Source organism: Nocardioides sp. (genome assembly GCF_031422975.1).
In the GTDB taxonomy this organism is placed as follows: Bacteria; Actinomycetota; Actinomycetes; order Propionibacteriales; family Nocardioidaceae; genus Nocardioides.
On record NZ_JANPEO010000369.1, the window covers coordinates 1 to 4272 of the forward strand.

Annotated in this window: 5 protein-coding genes; 4 read left to right on the plus strand and 1 reads right to left on the minus strand. The window is 70.5% G+C overall.

Annotated elements, in window-relative coordinates:
- Nucleotides 1–132: 132 nt before the first annotated feature.
- Genes RMO85_RS11110 through RMO85_RS11125 form a run of 4 tightly spaced genes read left to right on the plus strand, consistent with a single transcriptional unit; the run spans nt 133 to nt 3108 of the window.
- A complete protein-coding gene (locus RMO85_RS11110; protein ID WP_310528787.1) occupies nt 133–570 on the plus strand; it encodes an SRPBCC family protein in 438 nt (145 codons plus the stop codon).
- Nucleotides 571–587: 17 nt separating this feature from the next.
- Entirely contained in the window at nt 588–1757 is a 1170-nt protein-coding gene (locus tag RMO85_RS11115; protein ID WP_310528788.1) for an ArsA family ATPase, read from the plus strand.
- Nucleotides 1754–2161: a hypothetical protein gene (locus RMO85_RS11120; protein WP_310528789.1), complete on the plus strand. Its 408-nt coding sequence runs from the start codon at nt 1754–1756 to the stop codon at nt 2159–2161. Before RMO85_RS11115 ends, RMO85_RS11120 begins: the two co-directional genes overlap by 4 nt.
- Nucleotides 2158–3108, plus strand: coding sequence for an ROK family glucokinase (locus RMO85_RS11125; protein ID WP_310528790.1), 951 nt, complete (start codon nt 2158–2160; stop codon nt 3106–3108). The genes RMO85_RS11120 and RMO85_RS11125 overlap by 4 nt, the downstream gene beginning before the upstream one ends.
- Nucleotides 3109–3114: 6 nt before the next feature.
- Here the strand turns inward: RMO85_RS11125 and RMO85_RS11130 are convergent.
- On the minus strand, nt 3115–4272 hold a 1158-nt coding region (locus tag RMO85_RS11130), incomplete at its 5' end, for a pilus assembly protein TadG-related protein (RefSeq protein ID WP_310528791.1).

A 4272-nucleotide genomic window follows, 5' to 3' on the forward strand; every position in this document is an offset into this window, starting at 1 on the left:
CTGCATCGCGCAGGTTATCGCCTGAGGGATCTCGCCCGGCTTGCCGGGCGAGCAGACCGAGCCTCGCAGCCGCTTGCGGCAAGAGGGCTGGGGCCAGCAGAGGCCAGGTGCTTGTCCGCTAGGCTCCGCGACATGGCCGAACAGACCTCCTCGTCGATCATGATCGACGCCCCGCCGGGCGACGTCATGGCCGTCATCGCCGACTTCGAGTCCTACCCCGCGTGGGCCAAGGGCGTGACGACGGCCGAGGTGACCGTGCCCGGGACGGACGGGCGCGCCGAGCAGGTCTTCTTCGCGCTGGACGTCTCGCCGATCAAGGACGAGTACACCCTCGTCTACGACTGGGACGGCGACCGCGAGGTCACCTGGACCCTGGCCGAGGGCAAGATGCTCAAGGCGCTCGACGGCTCCTACGTCCTGCGCGACCTGGGCGACGGCTCGACCGAGGTCACCTACTCCCTCGCGCTCGACGTGTCGATCCCGCTGATTGGCATGCTCAAGCGCAAGGGCGAGAAGATCCTGATCGACACCGCGCTCAAGGGCCTGAAGAAGCGCGTCGAGACGCTCTGAGCGCGCAGCCCCCACGCGTGCGGATCCTTCTCTTCACCGGCAAGGGTGGTGTCGGCAAGTCGACCGTCGCCGCGGGTACGGCGACGCTCTCGGCCGCCGCCGGGCACCGGACGCTCGTCCTGTCCACCGACGCGGCGCACTCACTCGCCGACGCGTTCGGCGCCCCGGCCGGAGCCGAGCCCACCGAGGTGGCGCCCCGGCTGTTCGTCCAGCAGGTCGACGCCCAGCTCCGCTTCGAGCAATCGTGGGCGGAGATCCAGTCCTACCTGCTGCGCGTGCTCGACGTCGCGGGCGTCGACCCGGTGGCCGCGGAGGAGCTGGCCGTCATCCCGGGCGCCGAGGAGGTGCTGGCACTGCTGGAGCTGCGCGCCCAGGCCCTGGGCGGCCAGTGGGACGTGATCATCGTCGACTGCGCACCCACTGCCGAGACACTGCGCCTGCTCGCGCTGCCCGAAGCGCTCGGGTGGTACATGGAGCGCATCTTCCCGGTCGAGCGCAGGATCGTGAAGGCGCTGGGGCCGGTGCTGTCCAGGGCCGCCAAGATGCCGATGCCGGAGGACTCCGTGTTCGGCGCGATCGAGCGCCTGCACGCCGAGCTCGACGAGGTCCACGCGCTGCTCACCGGTCCCGACGCCAGCGTGCGGATCGTGCTCACCCCCGAGTCCGTGGTGCTCGCTGAGGCACGCCGGTCCTACACGATGCTCTCGCTGTTCGGCTATCGCGTGGACGGGGTCGTGGTGAACCGCATCTTCCCGACCGAGGACGCCGATGAGTGGCGCGCCGGCTGGGTGTCCGCCCAGGCCGAGGTGCTCGGCCAGGTGAGCGAGTCGTTCGCCGACCTGCCGCTGTGGCGCTCGGTCTATCGCACCGGCGAACCGGTCGGGCTCACTGCGCTGCACGACCTCGCGCGCGAGGTGTACGCCGACGGCGACCCGCTCGCCGTACCCGACGGAACCGGCCCGTTCCGGATCACCCGCAACCACTCCGGAGCCGTGGTGCACCTCGCCCTTCCCTACGTCACCAGCGACGAGGTCGGTCTCGCCAGACATGGCGACGAACTCGTCGTCAGCGTGGCGTCGTATCGTCGTCTCCTCACGTTGCCGCCGGGCCTGAGCCGTCACCAGATCGCAGGTGCCCGAGTGGTCGGCGGCGAGCTCCAGGTCAGATTCAAGGAAGGGGTGTCGTGAGAGACACCGAAGACGCGCGCGGCCCCGAGGTCGGCTCCCTCGCCGAAGAGGCGACCAAGCTGCTGGGTGCCCTCAACGGCTGGGCGCGCGACCAGAGCGGCGGGCTGGGCGAGAGCGTCTCGGGTCTGTCCGAGCACGCCGTCGCTGCCGCGCACGACCTCAACTCCCACCTGGCCACCGGGTCGACCGAGTGCACGGTGTGTCCGGTCTGCCGCACCGTGCATGCCGTACGCCAGCTCAGCCCCGAGGTGAAGGCCCACCTGACCACGGCGGCGTCCTCGCTGGTCCACGCGGCGGCCGGGATCCTGGCCACGGCAGCACCCGCTCCGTCGTCGGAGCGCGGTGGTGTCGAGCACATCGACCTGGATGATCCGGGCGAGGACTGGCCCGAGGAGCCCTCATGAACTCATCTCCGCTGTCCTGTGGCATCGACGTCGGCGGCACCAAGATCGCCGGCGGTGTCGTCGACACCCACGGGCGCATCCTCGAGGAGCTGAAGGTCCAGTCGCCGGCCGAGGACGTCGAGGCGATCGAGGAGGCCATCGCATCGCTCGTCATCGCGCTCGCCTCCAGGCACGAGATCGCGTGCGTCGGCATCGGCGCGGCCGGCTACGTCGACAGCGGACGCGCCCACGTCCTGTTCGCCCCCAACCTCGCCTGGCGTGACCTCGATCTCAAGGCCGAGATGCAGGCGCGCGTCCAGCTGCCGGTCGTGGTGGAGAACGACGCCAACGCCGCGGCGTGGGGCGAGTTCGCCTTCGGCGCCGGCAAGGACGTCGACGACTTCCTCCTGGTCACGGTCGGCACCGGCGTGGGGGGCGGCATCGTCCTCGACGGCCACCTGCACCGCGGTGCCTTCGGTGTCGCCGCCGAGATCGGCCACATGCGTGTGGTGCCCGGCGGTGTCCAGTGCGGCTGTGGCAACCGCGGCTGCCTGGAGTCCTACGCCTCCGGCACGGCGCTCGTGCGCGAGGCTCGCGCCGCGGCGCTCGCTGGCTCGCTGCTGGCGCGCGACCTGCTCGATCGGGTCGGCGGCGACGTCTCTGCGATCACCGGACCGCTCATCACCGAGGCGGCCCGCGCCGGTGACGTCTTCGCCGTCGACCTGCTCTCCGACCTCGGGACGTGGCTGGGGGAGGGCATCGCCTCCCTGGCGGCCGTCCTCGATCCGGCCATGGTCGCCATCGGCGGCGGCGTCAGCGAGGCGGAGGACCTGCTCCTCGACCCCACTCGCGCCGCGTTCGCCAAGCAGCTCACGGGTCGCGGACACCGCCCGGTGGCCGAGATCCGCAGAGCAGAGCTCGGCAACAAGGCGGGTCTGATCGGCGCCGCCGATCTCGCCCGCCGCTGAGCGGGCTCAGCGGGTCAGTCGGGTGCGACGCAGACCGCCGTCGCAGCCGGCACCCAGGGCGCACTCTGACTCGACGTTCGACCCGCTCGTGCGGGCCTGGACGACCTTGAGGACGAGGTAGTTGTTGCCGTTGCTCCCGTCGGCGTCGCTTGCCGCGAGGTACGGGTTGCCGGCACACAGACGGGTCGTGGAGTGATACTTCTCCCTGTTGCTGAAGTGGTAGCCGCACACGGTCGCGGAGACCATCTTGTAGACCGGGAAGATCGTGTTGGTGCCGGTGCCGCTCGAGGTGTCGTCCGTGCACTGGGGCTGCACGCAGAAGACGGGGAAGATGCTCTCCGTCTGCTGCTCGACGAGGTACTTCCACGAGTCTGCGATGTGGCCGGCATCCAGGTTTCCCGGGTCACCGCTCATGCAGGTCGCGGATCCGACGGGGGTCGACGGGCACGCGGCCTCGAGCACCACGGTGAGGCTGCCCGGGGTGCTGACGTTGGCCTGACCGGGGATGACCTTCACCGGGGACTGGCACCCGTTCTTGATCTGTCCCTCGAGCACGGTGGTGGCACCGCTGCGCTCCTCCGGGCAGTCCAGGGTCCACCAGTTGCCGGGGCTCTGGGGCTTGGGGCACTGGGCCGGTGAGCGGGTGCCGTTCCCCGGGAAGTAGACACGGATGAAGTCGCCGGTCCTGTCGACGTACGGCGGCGCCAGCGCGGCCGAGCAGAGGGCGAGCGGCCGCACGTTCTGGGTGGCGATGGGTGCCACGTCCACGGTGGCCTCGGCGCGACGACTCGTCTTGATGGTCCTGCCGCGGCCCGCGAGGGGCCCGAAGGCGGAGGACGTCGTGCCTTCGACGCCGTACTCCACGACCAGCACCTTGAGAGCTGGGTCGCACCTCACCCGGAACTCCGTCTCCGCGGAGGCGGGCAGGTAGCTCTCACGGTTGGCTCTGCGGTACTCGTCGGCCTTCGCGTGGGCGACTGCGATGGCCGCCGAGTTGGCGATCACGCTGTTGCAGGTGCCGGGGTACAGCGTGAGCACCTGGGCCGCCGCCAGAGCTCCGGCATCGGCGGCCTTCTGGAGATTGCGCTTGCTCATGTACGCCTGGCCGAAGTCGATGACGAACCCGGACAGGAGCAGGAGGAAGGTGGCCAGGAGCGCGACCAG

Coding starts and splice junctions, on each gene's coding strand:
- RMO85_RS11110 (WP_310528787.1), top strand. CDS start 133: ATGGCCGAACAGACCTCCTCGTCGATCATGATCGACGCCCCGCCGGGC.
- RMO85_RS11125 (WP_310528790.1), top strand. CDS start 2,158: ATGAACTCATCTCCGCTGTCCTGTGGCATCGACGTCGGCGGCACCAAG.